Annotated in this window: 13 protein-coding genes; 4 read left to right on the forward strand and 9 right to left on the reverse strand. The window is 73.4% G+C overall.

The features are described 5' to 3' along the window. Window positions 1–161: 161 nt before the first annotated feature. Both ACQKQD_RS26325 and ACQKQD_RS26330 read left to right on the forward strand, forming a co-directional pair. A complete protein-coding gene (locus tag ACQKQD_RS26325) occupies window positions 162–698 on the forward strand; it encodes a glyoxalase superfamily protein (protein WP_427509999.1) in 537 nt (178 codons plus the stop codon). Between the two features lie 52 nt (window positions 699–750). Then, window positions 751–1,092, forward strand: coding sequence for an MmcQ/YjbR family DNA-binding protein (locus tag ACQKQD_RS26330; protein WP_132368711.1), 342 nt, complete (start codon window positions 751–753; stop codon window positions 1,090–1,092). Between the two features lie 84 nt (window positions 1,093–1,176). Here ACQKQD_RS26330 and ACQKQD_RS26335 read toward each other — a convergent pair whose 3' ends face one another. The 3 genes from ACQKQD_RS26335 to ACQKQD_RS26345 form a co-directional block, all read right to left on the reverse strand. Continuing rightward, on the reverse strand, window positions 1,177–1,668 hold the full coding sequence (locus ACQKQD_RS26335; protein ID WP_427510000.1) for a YidB family protein: 492 nt from the start codon (window positions 1,666–1,668) through the stop codon (window positions 1,177–1,179). A gap of 126 nt (window positions 1,669–1,794) precedes the next feature. Beyond that, window positions 1,795–2,184: a nuclear transport factor 2 family protein gene (locus ACQKQD_RS26340; protein ID WP_020094500.1), complete on the reverse strand. Its 390-nt coding sequence runs from the start codon at window positions 2,182–2,184 to the stop codon at window positions 1,795–1,797. Between the two features lie 173 nt (window positions 2,185–2,357). Further along, window positions 2,358–3,374, reverse strand: coding sequence for an LLM class flavin-dependent oxidoreductase (locus ACQKQD_RS26345; RefSeq protein WP_427510001.1), 1,017 nt, complete (start codon window positions 3,372–3,374; stop codon window positions 2,358–2,360). 227 nt (window positions 3,375–3,601) lie between these two features. Between ACQKQD_RS26345 and ACQKQD_RS26350 the strand changes: the two genes are divergently transcribed. Further along, window positions 3,602–4,888: a hydantoinase/carbamoylase family amidase gene (locus ACQKQD_RS26350; protein WP_427510002.1), complete on the forward strand. Its 1,287-nt coding sequence runs from the start codon at window positions 3,602–3,604 to the stop codon at window positions 4,886–4,888. An 11-nt stretch (window positions 4,889–4,899) separates the two neighbouring features. On the opposite strand, the gene ACQKQD_RS26355 is transcribed toward ACQKQD_RS26350, so the two are convergent. Further along, complete coding sequence (locus ACQKQD_RS26355) at window positions 4,900–6,219, reverse strand: dihydroorotase (protein WP_427510003.1); 1,320 nt, start codon at window positions 6,217–6,219, stop codon at window positions 4,900–4,902. Window positions 6,220–6,232: 13 nt separating this feature from the next. Beyond that, window positions 6,233–6,913, reverse strand: coding sequence for an aspartate/glutamate racemase family protein (locus ACQKQD_RS26360; protein WP_020094496.1), 681 nt, complete (start codon window positions 6,911–6,913; stop codon window positions 6,233–6,235). A 169-nt stretch (window positions 6,914–7,082) separates the two neighbouring features. Between ACQKQD_RS26360 and ACQKQD_RS26365 the strand changes: the two genes are divergently transcribed. Continuing rightward, entirely contained in the window at window positions 7,083–8,549 is a 1,467-nt protein-coding gene (locus tag ACQKQD_RS26365) for an amidohydrolase family protein (RefSeq protein WP_427510004.1), read from the forward strand. A 19-nt stretch (window positions 8,550–8,568) separates the two neighbouring features. On the opposite strand, the gene ACQKQD_RS26370 is transcribed toward ACQKQD_RS26365, so the two are convergent. The 4 genes from ACQKQD_RS26370 to ACQKQD_RS26385 all read right to left on the reverse strand — a co-directional run bounded on the left by ACQKQD_RS26370 (window position 8,569) and on the right by ACQKQD_RS26385 (window position 13,092). After that, window positions 8,569–10,161: an ABC transporter substrate-binding protein gene (locus ACQKQD_RS26370; RefSeq protein WP_427510005.1), complete on the reverse strand. Its 1,593-nt coding sequence runs from the start codon at window positions 10,159–10,161 to the stop codon at window positions 8,569–8,571. Between the two features lie 180 nt (window positions 10,162–10,341). Continuing rightward, the gene (locus ACQKQD_RS26375; RefSeq protein ID WP_427510006.1) at window positions 10,342–11,508 is read right to left on the reverse strand and encodes a M24 family metallopeptidase; all 1,167 of its coding nucleotides are present in this window, start codon (window positions 11,506–11,508) and stop codon (window positions 10,342–10,344) included. 26 nt (window positions 11,509–11,534) lie between these two features. Then, window positions 11,535–12,215: a GntR family transcriptional regulator gene (locus ACQKQD_RS26380; protein ID WP_091978606.1), complete on the reverse strand. Its 681-nt coding sequence runs from the start codon at window positions 12,213–12,215 to the stop codon at window positions 11,535–11,537. Between the two features lie 67 nt (window positions 12,216–12,282). Then, window positions 12,283–13,092, reverse strand: a complete 810-nt coding sequence (locus ACQKQD_RS26385; RefSeq protein ID WP_427510007.1) for a transporter substrate-binding domain-containing protein — start codon at window positions 13,090–13,092, stop codon at window positions 12,283–12,285. Between the last annotated feature and the right edge of the window lie 35 nt (window positions 13,093–13,127).

Consider the following 13,127-nt stretch of genomic DNA (forward strand, 5'->3'; position numbering starts at 1 on the left):
GCGGCCGGGGTAGCCTGCCGCCAGGCCGATGCTGCCTGCCGCTCGCCCCGGAACCGGGATGGTGAACGCATCGCGGACGACCCACCCCCACCGTGTCCCTGACCGGCGCCGGGTCGGCAATGCGGGCACCGACGGACCGACGCCGGCCCGGGGAGAGGACCATGACGACCGTCGATCAGGCCAAGACCATGGCCAAGCGGCTGCGCGCCGCGCTGGCAGCCCGCGACCTCGCCGTCCCGCACGCGGCCGCCCTCGAACTCGTCGCCACCGGGCTGGGCTACGACGACTGGAACACCGCCTGCGCCGTCCTGGACCGGGACGCGGATGACGGCCCCCGCTTCCTGGAGGCGGTGCCGGTTCTGCGCATCTTCGACGAGTCCAAGGCGCGCGCGTTCTACTGCGGCTTTCTCGGCTTCACGCCCGGGTTCGAGCACCGGTTCGAGCCGGGTCTGCCGCTCTACATGGAGGTCGCCCGCGCCGGATTGCGGCTGCACCTGACCGAGCACCACGGCGACGCCACCCCCGGCTCGACCGTGTTCGTGCCGATGCGCGGCATCCGGGCCTATCACCGGGCGCTCACCGACCAGCGCTACGGCTATGCCCGGCCCGGCATCGAGCAGGCGCCCTGGGGCGAGGTGCTGGAGGTGGCGGATCCGTTCGAGAACCGGTTGCGATTCTGCGAGCGCCGGACCGGGTGACCGGTCGGGCGGGCGGTCCGATCCGCCGCCGACAAAGGGGAGGAGGGCCGCGATGGGCGTCGATATCGCGCGCGTGAAGGCGCTCATCGCGACGTTGGAGGCGGTGACCTCCGCCCCCCATTTTCACAGGACGGCCTTCCGGACGCCGCGCAAGACCTTCGCGACGCTGGACGAGGTGGGCCACGACATCAACCTGATGTTCGACCCGGACCTGCGCGACTTCTTCTGCGAGCAGGTGCCGGCGGCTTTCAGCCCCGTTCCGGGCGGCTGGGGGCGGATGGGCGCGACGCGGTGCGACCTCGCGATCGTCGACGAGGCGACCCTGATGTCGGCCGTGACGGCGGCCCACCGGCTCGCCGCGCCGAAGCCGCGCGCGCGGCGCGGCGGCGCCTGAGACCGGCGCCCGTCGCCCACGCCCCGCCGACCGTGACGGTCCCGACCCCCACGGTCGGGCCGTGATCCGTCCGCCGGCCAGACCTCAGGCCGGGATCCGTCCGTCGGGCGTGTAGCGGTCGACGGCCCGGGGGAGCTCGCGGGACAGCCGGGAGAGTAGCTCATCGCGGGACAGTCCCGTCCGCTGGGTGAGAGCCGCGAGGACGTCGGGTCCGATCGCCTGTTCCAGATGATGCGGCGCGATTTCTTGGTTCGGTCCCGGGTTGACCCAGGACTGGGCGGCCGTCCCGTGACCGGCCTGCTGGAAGCGGTCCAGCATCTCGCCGAGTCCGCTGTGCAGGAACCCGCCGGGAGCCTCGCCGCGCCTGTCGCCCAGCAGGCCGCCGAGGAGACCGCCCAGGCCGGCACCGGAGCCGCTGTTGGAGCCGCTGTTGGAGCCGTCGGCCGGGCCGCCGGGGCCCGCGGGCGCGGTCTGACCGGCGCCGCCCAGCAGTTCCGCGAGCTTGTCGCGGTTCTGGTAGCCTGCCAGGGCGAGGAGGCCCAGGAGCGCCGTCATCGAAGGGTAGCCATCACTCATGGTTCGTCTCCCGCTGCGGGCAGCGGGCCCGCGCCCGTTCGCCACGCGACGCCAACCAACACGCACGGACCCGGTTGCGATGCGGGCGGCCCCGCCGAGGCCGGCGCGGCCGCATCGCGAACGGCTCTAGCCCGCCGCGGCACCGACGGGGTTGTCGACGCCGATCGGGTAGGTGCCGTGCCCCGCCCGCACGCGGCCGTCCTCGAAGACGAGCACCTCGCTGACGCTCACACCCTTCTGATTGCGATACTGGATCACCAGCGTGTCGATGCCCGCGAAGACCTGCTCCACCGCAAAGTGGAGGTCCGGGATCCGCCGCAGGGCCTCCGTCCAGTAGGCGCGCAGCGCATCCTTGCCCCGCACCGTTCCGCCCGAAGCGGGAACGATCCGCGCGGCGCCCGGCGAGGTGAACACGGCGTCGTCGTGGAAATGGGCCAGCACCCGCTCGACATCGTGCGCGTTCCAGGCGGCGCACCACGCGTCGGCGAACGCGTTCCAGTCCAACGGACGCGGCATCCCGGAGATCCCCTTACAAGTGCCGGACTCGGGCACAGCGGCACCGCGTGACGGGCCGACGGGAGGCTACCGCACGCTCGCGGCGATGGGTAGGCCGGCGGGTCAGGTCCCAAGATAGGGCCGGCCGAGGAGCTGCATGCCCTCGGCGCCGGCGAACCCGGCCGGAGGTCGGCTCAGCGCCACCCGAGCGCGGGGGCCACGTGCGAGAGCAGGCTCTCGATGAGGTGGGCGTTGTAGGCGACGCCCAGCTGGTTCGGGACCGTCAGCAGCAGGGTGTCGGCCTCCGCGATCGCCGCGTCGGCGCGCAGCTCATCGACCAGCCGGTCCGGCTCCGCGGCGTAGGAGCGGCCGAACACCGCCCGCATGTTGTCGATGATGCCGACCTGGTCGCTGCTCGTGCCGCGCCCGAAATAGGCGCGGTCGAGGTCGTTCACGAGCGCGAAGATCGAGCGCGAGACCGAGACCCGCGGCGTGCGGGCGTGCCCCGCATCCTGCCACGCCTGCCGGAAGCGGCGGATCTGCCTGGCCTGCTGGACGTGGAACGGCTCGCCGGTCTCGTCCGCCTTCAGGGTCGAGCTCTGCAGGTTCATGCCCTGCTGCGCCGCCCAGATCGCGGTCGCGTCGGAGGCCGATCCCCACCAGATGCGGTCCCGCAACCCCTCGGAATGCGGCTCCAGGCGCAGGAGTCCCGGCGGGTTGGCGAACATCGGCCGCGGGTTGGGCTCGGCGAACCCCGTTCCCTTCAGGAGGTCGAGGAAGACCTCGGTGTGCCGGCGCCCCATATCGGCGTCCGTCTCGCCCTCGGCCGGGGCGAAGCCGAAGTGCCGCCAGCCGTCGATGACCTGCTCGGGCGAGCCGCGGCTGAGCCCGAGCTGCAGGCGTCCGCCCGCGATGAGGTCCGCCGCGCCGGCATTCTCGACCATGGAGAACGGGTTCTCGTAGCGCATGTCGATGACGCCGGTGCCGATCTCGATGCGCTTCGTCCGGGCGCCGACTGCCGCCAGCAGCGGAAAGGGCGAGGCGAGCTGGCGCGCGAAATGGTGGACCCGGAAATAGGCGCCGTCCGCCCCGAGCTCCTCCGCGGCGACCGCGAGGTCGATCGACTGGAGGAGTGTGTCGGCCGCACTGCGCGTCGCCGATCCGCCGGTCGGCGACCAGTGCCCGAAGGACAGGAACCCGATCGTCTTCATTTGCAGAACCTCCGCCCGCCTGCCGGGACCGGCGATAGCCGCCGGAATCCGGCCGGGCAACGATCCCGCGCCGCGGGGCTGACCCGCGCCGCGGGGCTGACCCGCGCGGCTGGCCGCGCGCCCGGCGATCCGGCAGACTCGGGCCCGGTGATCCGGCGGGCCGGCACGAAAGTGGCAGGGGCACCGGCGGGCCCGTCCCGGGGACCGGCGCTCGGGGAGGCGTAGCGATGGACCGCGCGTCCGCCATCTCAGCAGCTGTGCGCGCGCAGCGCGGCCGGGTCGAGGCCCTGTTCGCGGAGCTGGCCCGGTGCGGCCGGACGGAGCCCGGGTTTACCCGGCCCTCCTACAGCCCGGAGGAGACCGCGGCGCACGCGGCGGTGGCGCGCTGCGCCTCCGATCTCGGCCTCGCGATCGCCCGGGACGCCGCCGCCAACACCGCCATGACGCTGCCGGGGCGGGACCGAACCCTGCCGCCGATCCTGATCGGCTCCCACCTCGACACCGTGGCCCAGGGCGGCAACTTCGACGGCGCCGCCGGCGTGGTGGCCGGGCTCGCCGCCGTCGCGGCCATCCGCCAACTCGGCCTGGAGCCGGAGCGGGACATCTCTGTCCTGGGCATCCGCGCCGAGGAGAGTGTCTGGTTCCAGGTCTCGTATATCGGGAGCCGCGCGGCGCTCGGAGCCCTGCCGGACGGGGCGCTCGACGCGGCCCGGATCGACAGCGGCCTCAGCCTCGCCGCCCACATCGCCCGGGAGGGCGGCGATCCGGACGCGCTCGTCCGCGGCCCGGCGGCCCTCGACGCCGCCGCGATCCACGCCTTCCTGGAGGTGCATATCGAGCAGGCGCCGAGCCTCGAGGAGGCCGGGATCCCGGTCGGCCTGTGCACCGGGATACCCGGCAACGTCCGCTATCCCGACGTCCGCATCGCCGGCCGCTACGACCATGTCGGGACGCCGCGCCGCTTCCGGCGCGACGCGGCCATGGCCGGGGCCGAGATTGCCCTGACGCTGGACCGGGTCTGGGCGGAGCGCGAGGCGGCCGGCTGCCCGATGGCCGTCACCTTCGGCCGGTTCCACACCGACGCCGCGGCGCACGGCCTGACGACGGTCCCGGGCGAGTTCCGTTTCAGCCTCGACATGCGGGCCTACGCGGCCGCGGTGCTAGCCGAGCTGGAGGCGGCGTTCCTGGCGGCTGTCGCGGAGGTGTCCGAGCGCCGCGGCGTGACGGTGACGCTGGGTCCGCGCGCCGAGGCGGGCGTCGGCGCCGTCGCGCCGCGGATCCGCGACGGGTTCGCGGCGGTCGCGGACGCCCTCGGCATCGCGACGCGGCCCCTCGGCAGCCCGGCCTCCCACGACGCCGCCGCCTTCGCGATGGCCGGCGTGCCGATGGCGATGCTGCTCGTGCGCAACGCCAACGGCAGTCACAATCCGCGCGAGGCCATGGCGATCGACGACCTGCTCGACGCCGTGGCGATCCTCACCGCGTGGCTCGTGGCGGAGACCTGCGGCGGCTGACGGGCGCCCGGTCAGGCGGCGAAGCGCGCGAGGCGGCCGACGGGTTCGCCCAGCACCGCGTCGTCGCGCATGACGGGGATCCCGCGCACGATCGTGGCGACCGGCCAGCCGGTGACCGTCAGTCCCGCGAACGGCGTCCAGCCGCAGGGCGAGACGATCCAGGAATCCTCGATCCTGCGGCGGGCCTTCAGGTCCACCAGGGTGAAGTCCGCGTCGTAGCCGGCCGCGATGCGGCCCTTGCCGAGGAGCCCGTAGACGCGGGCCGGCCCGGCCGCCATCAGGTCGACGAGGCGGGCGAGGGACAATCGCCCCGCAACGACGTGGTCGAGCATCACCGGCACCAGGGTCTGGACCCCGGTGAGGCCGGCCGGGCAGTCCGGCCAGGGCTGCGCCTTGGCCGCCCGCGCGTGGGGCGCGTGGTCGCTGCCGACCGTGTCGACGGTGCCGTCGCGCAGGGCCGCCCAGGCGGCCGTCCGGTGGCGCGCATCGCGGATCGGCGGGTTCATCACGCCGAGGCCGCCGAGCGTGTCGTAGCACTCGGGTGCCACCTGGGTGAGATGGTTGACCAGCACTTCGACGGTGGCGACGTCGCGGAAGTCGCGCAGGTAGGCGAGTTCCTCGGCGGTCGAGACGTGTAGGATGTGGGTCGCCCGGCCGGTCCTGCGGGCGAGGGCCATGAGGCGCCGCGTGCCCAGGAAGGCGCATTCCGCGTCGCGCCACTCCATGTGAGTCCGGTAGGGCTGGCCCCGGCTGAACAGCGGCCTGCGCGCCTGGAGCCGGTACTCGTCCTCGCTGTGGAAGGCCATGCGCCGGTGGCCGGCGCGCATCGCCCGCTCGAGATGCGCGTCGTCCTCGATCATCAGCGCCGCCGTGGAGCTGCCGGCGAAGACTTTGACGGCGCAGACCCCCGCCTCGCGCTCCAGGGCGGCGAGCGCGTCGATGTTGGTCTTGGTGCCGGCCACGTAGAGGCCGATGTCGCACCAGCTGCGGCCCGCGACGTAGTCGCGCTTCCAGGCGAGGCGCCCAGCGTCGGCGATCGGCGGGACGGTGTTGGGCATGTCGAAAAGTGTTGCGATGCCGCCGAGGATCGCGGCCCGCGTGCCGGTCTCGATCGTCTCCACCGCCGGGTCGCCGGGATCGCGCAGGTGAACGTGGCTGTCGATCAGGCCGGGCAGGACGTGCAGGCCCGCGGCGTCGATCACCGCCTCCGCCGTCGCTCCGGCCGGGACCCCGAGGGCCGCGATGCGCCCGTCGCGGATCCCGACATCCGCCGTCTCGGTGCTCCACGGCGTCACGCAGGTACCGCCGCGGATCAGGAGGTCGTACTGCATCGCCGGTTCCTTCTCACGGGGCGGCCCGGAGCAGCACGGCCCCGAGGGCCGCGGCGGCCGCCTGCTGGCAGGGCTCGATGACGGGGCAGCCGATCGCGGCCTCCGCGGCGGCCCGGTGGCGCGCCATGCCGGCGCAGCCGAGCACGACCACGTCGGCGCCGTCGCGCTCGACCAGGGTCCGACCGGCCGCGATAAGGCGCGGGCCCATCGCGGCGTCCGCCGTCTCGGAGGCCCGCGCCTCCACCGGCCGGCTCCCGGCATAGCGATCCCCGAGGCCCATCTGGCGCACCGTGCGGCGCTGGCGCCGGACGCTGCCCTCGGACAGGGCCACGATGCCGAAGCGCTCCCCGAGCGTCAGGGCCCGCAGGATCCCCCACTCGGCGATGCCCATCACCGGGCGACCGCTCGCCGCCTCCCGGACCGCGTGCAGGCCCGGATCGCTGAAGCAGGCGATCACGAAGGCGTCGGACGGATCGTCCGCCACGCACCGGACGAGCGGCATCACCACCGAATCCGCGTCCCGCTGGGTCGCGATGCTCTCCGGGCCCTCCGGCAGGTCGGTCACCGCGAGGATGGGGCCGCCCGGCAGCCGCAGCGGCGCCAGGGCGGCGTCGATGGCGGCCGTCACCGCCCGGGACGCGTTTGGGTTGATGATCAGGATGCGCGCGGGCTCGGTGGTGTCGCGAGGCCGCATGGCGCCTTCCCTCTGAATACCGGTTGATCGGGATCGACCGCGATGCCGCGACGTCGACCGACCCATCGTGACCGCGGAAGACCTCAAGCGAAACCCGGGCCGCATGGCCGCCGATCCGACCGGGAGGCACCGTTCTTGCCCGCCCGCTTACGCAAGGGAGAGGTTATCGATGCAGGACGAAGCTCCGGACGCCACCGCCGAAATCACGCTGGTGAAGGGGGCCCGGTGGGTCGTCGCCTGGGATCCGGACAGCGGCGGTCACGTCTACCGCACCGGCGCGGACGTCGCCTTCGCGGACGGCGCCCTCATCCATGTCGGGCCGGGCTACGCGGGTCCCGAGCCGGCCCGGACCGTCGACGCCTCCGGCTGCATGATCATGCCCGGGCTCGTCGACATCCACACGCACCTGTTCTCGGAGCCGATGAACAAGGGGATGTGGGACGAGGTCGGCAGCCAGCGGCTCTACAACACCTCGCTCTACGAGTACCTGCCGATCCTGCGGCCCGACGCTGAGGGGACGCGGGCCGCCTACGGGGTCGCGCTCGCGGAGCTCGCCCTGTCGGGCGTCACCACCGTCTGCGACCTCGCCCTGCCGAGCGCGGGCTGGCTGGATCTCCTCGGCGCCTCGGGCCTGCGGGTCTGCATCGCCCCGATGTTCCGATCCGGACGCTGGCTCACCCGCAACGGCCACAGCGTGGACTACGAGTGGGACGCGGCGGCGGGCCAGCGCGGCCTGGAGCAGGCCCTCGCCGAGATCGCGGCGGCGGAGGGGCACCCGAGCGGCCGCCTCTCCGGCATGCTCTGCCCGGCGCAGGTCGACACCTGCACGGCGGAGCTGCTGCGGGACGCCCATTCCGAGGCGGTCGCGCGCGACCTGCGCTTCCACACCCACGCGGCGCAGTCCCTGTCGGAATTCCACGAGATCACCCGCCGCACCGGGATGACGCCGATCGAGTGGCTCGACGATCTCGGCGTGCTCACCGAGCGGACCATCGTCGGCCACGGGATCTTCCTCGATGACCATCCCTGGACCCACTGGCACAGCCCGGGCTCGGACCTGCGCCGCCTGGCCGAGCGCGGCGCCACGGTCGCCCACTGCCCGACGGTCTTCGCCCGGCGCGGCATCGCGCTCCACCATTTCGGGCGCTACCTCCAGGCCGGAGTCAACATGGGGATCGGCACCGACGTCTACCCGCACAACATGCTCGACGAGATGCGCCTCGTCTCGTACCTCGCCCGGGTCGTCGCCGAGAATCCCCGCGACACCCGCGCGGCGGACGTGTTCCACGCCGCCACGGTGGGCGGCGCCAGGGCGCTCGGGCGCGAGGACATCGGCCGGCTCGAACCGGGCTGCAAGGCCGACTTAGTGCTCGTGGACTGCGGGCATCCGGCCATGCGCCCGTGCCGCGATCCCGTGCAGTCGCTGATCTACTCGGCCGGCGACCGCGCGGTTCGACAGGTCTTCGTCGGCGGCCGCGAGATCGTCCGCGACGGGCGCGCCCTGACGATCGACTACGCCGCCGCCGCGGCCGCGCTGGAGGAGGCGCAGGGCCGCGCGCTCGCGCAGGTCCGGCAGCTCGACTGGGCCGGGCGCGGCCCCGACGCCATCGCGCCGCCGACCTTCCCGGGGCTGTGAGGCCCCGGAACTCGCCCCCTCAGGCGGGCCGGACGTTCCAGAACGTCGGGAACCCGTCGAGGATCCCGGTGAGGCGGGAGCGGTAGGCGGTCGGCTGCAGGTACTGGCCCAGCGGGTAGTAGGGCACGTCCTGCATCGCCTGGAGCTGGATGTCCCGGCACAGGGCGGCACGCGCCGCCTCGTCCGGGGCGGTGAGCCACGTGTCGCGCAGGGACTCGATCCGCGGGGTCGTGGCCCAGCCGGCGTAGCCGCTCTCGCCGGTGCCGCGCAGGGCGATGTAGCCCGCGGGGTTCAGCCAATCCATGCCGGACCAGTTGGTGACGAAGGCGCTCCAGCCGCCCTCCGAGACCGGCCCCTTTCGGTTGCGCCGCTGCAGCATCGCGTTGAACTCGACCGCGTAGACCTCCACCGTCATGCCGACCCGCTGCAGCAGGTCGGCCGCGACCTGGCCGAGCGCCAGCAGCGGCGCCGAGTTCGACGGCACCATCAGCAGCACGGTCTCGCCGCCGTAGCCGGCCGCCTTGAGATCGGCGCGCACTCGCGCCGGATCGCGCGGATCCGTGAGCGGCTGCAACCCGTCCGTCGAGGCCATCGGCGTGCCCGGGCAGAAGAAGCCGAGGGGCACGTGGAACAGGCCGGGATCCTCGGCGCCGACGACCCCCTGCATGCACGCGGTCTGGTCGATCCCGCCCCAGAGAGCCCGCCGGATCGCCGGGTTGTTGAAGGGCGGCTGCAGGTGGTTGACCCGCAGCATGGTCACGAAGCCGGTCGGGTCGAGGACGCGGGTGCTCACGCCCTTGGCCGCCTGCAGGAGCGCGATCTGGTCGTGCGAGGCGTATTCCTGCCAGTCCGCCTCGCTGGCGATCAGCGCGGAGGTCGCCGTGGAGGTGTCGCCGATGACGCGCCACTCGACCCGGTCGAAGTGGACGACCTTCGGACCCGAGGTCCAGGTCAGCGGGCCGTCCGGGCGCGGCACGTAGTCCTCGAAGCGGGTGTAGACGACGCGGTCGCCGGGCACCCGCTCGTCGGGCTCGAAGCGGAACGGTCCCGAGCCGATGAGCTCCGGCACCTGCTGGAACGGGTCGATGGCGGCGAGGCGCTCCGGCATCATGGCGCAGACCGGGACGGACGCCTTGCCCAGCGCGATTGGCAGCAGCGGGAACGGGTGTTTCAGGCGGAACCGGATCGTCCGGTCGTCGGGCGCGGAGAGTTCGTCGGTCGCCTCCATGAGGGAGCCGCCGAACGGGTCGCGCTTCGCCCAGCGCCGCAGCGACGCGACGCAGTCGCGGGCCAGCACCGGCGTCCCGTCGTGGAAGCGCAGGCCCGCCCGCAGGATCAAGTCCCAGCGGCGCCCGTCCGCCTCGACCCGATGGCCCTCGACCATCTGCGGCGTGGCGCGATAGGCTGCGTCCATGCCGTAGAGCGTGTCGAAGACCATGTAGCCGTGGTTGCGGGTGATGTACGCGAAGGTCGTCACGGGATCGAGGGTGACGAGATCCTGCTGCGGGATGAAGCGCAGGGTCCGGGCCGCCTCCGCGCGGACGAGGGCCGGCGCCGCGACGGCGCCGGCGACGAGGGCGCCGGCTCCCTGCAACAGCGTGCGTCGCTTCATCCGAGACCTCCCGCTCCGCTCCGGCACCGCGCACCGGTGGGCCGGGTCCCCGCGGGAAGCCCGGCCCGGCATCGCTTGCAGGAATGGGGCCGGCTCCCGCTCGGCGTCGCCGACCAGTCCGCGACCGCGGGAGCGGTACGGCGGCCCGTCAGTTCAAGCTCCGCTTGTGAAAGCAACGCCTCACCGCACCGACAGGGTGCGCGGCAGGTCGGACAGGGGCTCGACCCCGTCTGCGGTGACGATGACGGTCTCCGAGGCGCCGACCGTCCAGGCGCCGTAGCGGCGCAGGGTGGCCGGCAGGTGGAAGACCATGCCGGGTTCGATCGGCCGGTCCTGTCCGGTGAACAGCGAGAGCAGGGCACCCTCTCCCCAGTCCGGCGCGAAGGCGACGCCCATCGAGTAGCCGATCCGCTTGCGGAAGGCCGGGCCGTAGCCCGCCGCGTCGATCACGGCCTGCGCCGCCGCGTGCGGGGCGGCGCAGGGATGGCCGGGGCGGATCGCGCCGAGCGCCGCGTCGAGGGCGCGCAGGGCGCAGTCCATCATCCGCTGCGCCTCGGCCGGCGGCGGGCCGATCCAGACGCTGCGCATCAGCGCCGCGTGGTAGCGGGCGTGGCTGCCGGCGAGCTCGAGGAAGACCGCGTCGCCCGGCTCCAGCCGGCGGCGCCGCCACGTCATGTGCGGCAGACCGCTGCGCGGTCCCGACGAGACCAGGGGCTCCATCGCCATGGCCTCGGACCCGGCAGCCGTCGCGGTCGCCAGCATGGCGGCGGCGACGGCGTTCTCGTCGGTGCCGGCCGCGCAGGCGTCGAGCCCCGCGGCGAGCCCGGCCTGCGCGTACCGGGCGGCGGCCCGGATCGCCGCCAGTTCGGCCGCCGACTTCACCGCCCGCAGGGGCGCGAGCAGGCCCGATCCGTCGGGCAGCGGGCCGCTTCCGAGGGCGGCGTCGATCCGCGCTGCGAGCGCCGGCGCGACGAACCAGCCGTCCCGCTCCAGGGCCGGCCGGGCGACCCCGCGCCCGCGCACGAGGGCCGCCAGGGCCGCGGCCGGGTCGGCGCCGTCCGGATAGGCCTGGATGTCGTCGAGCCACGTGTTGGCGGCCGCGCCCGGCAATTCGAGCTGCCGGACCAGGAGGGCCGGGGCGCCCTCCGCCGGCACGAGCAGGGCCTGGAAGGCGAAGTAGCCCGCCGTCTGGCGGCCGGTCAGCCAGTAGATCGTCTCCGGGCCGGTCACCACGAGGGCGTCGTGGCCGGCACCCGCGATGGCGGCCCGGGCCGCCGCCTGCCGGGCGGCGAACTCCGCCTCCGGGAAGGCCGCCTCGCGGCCGCGCAGCTCCGTGAACTTGTGCATCGCGCCGCCCTCGTCCCAGACTTCGCTCAGACTTCGCTCAGGCGCCGGATGATGCCCTGCTTGAAATTCTCGAGATGGGCCGCGATCGCGTCCGCCGCCGCCGCCGCGTCCTTGGCCCGCAGGGCGGCGACCACCGCGAGGTGCTCGCGATGGACCGCCTCGAACCGCTCGGGCATCCGGCTCAGGTTGAACATCTGCGTCTTGAGCCGCAGGTCCTTGATCGTCTTGGCGAGGGTCGCGTTCTGGCTGTGCTCCGCGATCAGGTCGTGGAAGCGCCGGTCGACCTCCCAGTTGCCCGGCGCGTCCGGGTCGCCCGCCGCCAAGAGTGCCTCCATCTGACGCTGCAGGTCCGCCAGCACCGCGTCGGCGATGCGGCCGGTGGCTAGCGCGACGCTCTCCCGCTCCAGCAGGCGGCGGACATGCAGGATCTCGATCAGCTCGCGCAGGGAGAATTCTTTGACCACGAGCATCCCGCCGGGTTGCCGCTCGATCAACCCCTCGGTCTCCAGCCGCGACATCGCCTCGCGGGTCGGGGTCCTGGAGATGTCGAGCATCTCGGCGAGGCGGCGCTCGTGCAGCACGGTGCCGGCCGGAAGGTCGCGGCGGACGAGCATGTCGAGCAGGCGGTCGTAGGCCATCTGGCCGAGGCTCTGCTCGCGCCGTGCACTGAGCGCCGTCGTGTACGACGCGGCGTCGAGGGTCTTCATGGTGTCCTCCCGGAGCGGCCGGCTCAGCCGCTCCCCATTCTTGTTCTCGCGCGTCCGCCGTGCCCGCTCACATGGCGGGCGTGCGGATCGGCTCCTTCGGGGCCGGATCATAGCCGATCAGCGGGGTGACGAGCTTGGCGTAGGTACCGTCCGCGACCATCTCGCCGAGCGCCTTGTTGACGGCGGCGTGCAGGTTCGGCTTGCCCTTCTTGATGGCGAAGCCCTTCTGGACCGTGCTCAGCGGGGTCTCGATCATCACCAGGGGCAGCTTGCGCGCCTTGATGGCGTAGTTGCCGGCCACCGCGTCGTTGATCACCGCGTCGATGTTGCCGCCGACGAGGTCCTGCATGGCGTCCGCGGCCGTCTTGTAGCTCTTCAGGGCGGCGCCGTTCTCCTCGGCGAGCTTGCCGAAGGTCGAGGCCGAGAGGGCGCCGACGTTGCGGCCCTTGAGATCCGCCGGCCCCTTGATGCCGGTATCCTTGCGGGTGACGATCCGCGCGCCGGATTCGAGCCACCCGTCCGCGAAGGCGACCTGCTTCTGCCGGGCGGGGGTGATGTCCATCGACTCGCTGGTGATGTCGTACTGATCGGCCATCAGGCCCACCAGCAGGGCGTCGAACTTGATGTTGACCGGGCTGTACTCGAGCCCGAGCCGGCGACAGACCTCGCGCATGACCCGGACCTCCAGCCCGTCGAGCTCGCCGCTCGGCGTGCGCATGCTGAAGGGCGCGAAGGTGCTGTCCGTCGCCACGATCAGCTTGCCGGGCTCGATCAGCTCCAGCTTGCCCTCAGCCGCGCGGGTCACGGGGGCGGCGAGGAGGCCTGCGCCGAGGCTGGCGCAGAGGGCGGCGAGGGCGAGGACGTGGCGGCGGTTCATGGCGGTCTCCGGTCTCGGGACGGGGCGGGAAGGAT

Source organism: Methylobacterium sp. NPDC080182 (assembly GCF_050281105.1).
In the GTDB taxonomy this organism is placed as follows: Bacteria; Pseudomonadota; Alphaproteobacteria; order Rhizobiales; family Beijerinckiaceae; genus Methylobacterium.

What these genes read in the sequence shown, in the direction of transcription:
- ACQKQD_RS26365 (WP_427510004.1), top strand. Translation starts at nt 7,083, where the DNA reads ATGCAGGACGAAGCTCCGGACGCCACCGCCGAAATCACGCTGGTGAAG.
- ACQKQD_RS26375 (WP_427510006.1), bottom strand. Translation starts at nt 11,508, where the DNA reads ATGCACAAGTTCACGGAGCTGCGCGGCCGCGAGGCGGCCTTCCCGGAG.
- ACQKQD_RS26335 (WP_427510000.1), bottom strand. Translation starts at nt 1,668, where the DNA reads ATGAGTGATGGCTACCCTTCGATGACGGCGCTCCTGGGCCTCCTCGCC.
- ACQKQD_RS26330 (WP_132368711.1), top strand. Translation starts at nt 751, where the DNA reads ATGGGCGTCGATATCGCGCGCGTGAAGGCGCTCATCGCGACGTTGGAG.
- ACQKQD_RS26360 (WP_020094496.1), bottom strand. Translation starts at nt 6,913, where the DNA reads ATGCGGCCTCGCGACACCACCGAGCCCGCGCGCATCCTGATCATCAAC.
- ACQKQD_RS26355 (WP_427510003.1), bottom strand. Translation starts at nt 6,219, where the DNA reads ATGCAGTACGACCTCCTGATCCGCGGCGGTACCTGCGTGACGCCGTGG.
- ACQKQD_RS26385 (WP_427510007.1), bottom strand. Translation starts at nt 13,092, where the DNA reads ATGAACCGCCGCCACGTCCTCGCCCTCGCCGCCCTCTGCGCCAGCCTC.
- ACQKQD_RS26350 (WP_427510002.1), top strand. Translation starts at nt 3,602, where the DNA reads ATGGACCGCGCGTCCGCCATCTCAGCAGCTGTGCGCGCGCAGCGCGGC.
- ACQKQD_RS26345 (WP_427510001.1), bottom strand. Translation starts at nt 3,374, where the DNA reads ATGAAGACGATCGGGTTCCTGTCCTTCGGGCACTGGTCGCCGACCGGC.
- ACQKQD_RS26370 (WP_427510005.1), bottom strand. Translation starts at nt 10,161, where the DNA reads ATGAAGCGACGCACGCTGTTGCAGGGAGCCGGCGCCCTCGTCGCCGGC.
- ACQKQD_RS26380 (WP_091978606.1), bottom strand. Translation starts at nt 12,215, where the DNA reads ATGAAGACCCTCGACGCCGCGTCGTACACGACGGCGCTCAGTGCACGG.
- ACQKQD_RS26325 (WP_427509999.1), top strand. Translation starts at nt 162, where the DNA reads ATGACGACCGTCGATCAGGCCAAGACCATGGCCAAGCGGCTGCGCGCC.
- ACQKQD_RS26340 (WP_020094500.1), bottom strand. Translation starts at nt 2,184, where the DNA reads ATGCCGCGTCCGTTGGACTGGAACGCGTTCGCCGACGCGTGGTGCGCC.